Below are 371 nucleotides of genomic sequence, written 5' to 3' on the forward strand. Positions count from 1 at the left end.
TTGGCAAGCAGCTGTCTGTAGCGTTGGGAAAGCCAGGGCTCATAGGCTTCCGCAAGGCCGCCAAGCAGGCAAATTGACGGGCATCCGGGCCAGAGCAGCGCTTCAAGGCTTTCGCCGATCGCCGTTGCCGCGTCCGTGACGATGCCGACCGCGACCGCATCGCCGCTCGTTGCATGTTCGAAGACGACAGGCGCATAACGGGCAAAATCCGTCGGTCTTGCCGAATGCGCAAATTCGACGATGCGCTCGGGATCATCGCCATATTCCGCCAGGATCGCCTCAGTCATCGGCGATGCCGGGCGCACGCCGTCATGGGCGAGCAGCGATCGTTCCATCAGGTCGCGGCCCAGGCGAGCGCCGCTTGCCTGGTC

Annotated in this window: 1 protein-coding gene; it reads right to left on the reverse strand. The window is 63.9% G+C overall.

The features are described from left to right. Positions 1 to 371 (reverse strand): glucosamine kinase nucleotide-binding domain-containing protein (locus AC5ZG1_RS44745; protein WP_496136622.1); only part of this gene is annotated, 371 nt, incomplete at both ends.

The organism is Bradyrhizobium sp. Leo78, from assembly GCF_059512425.1.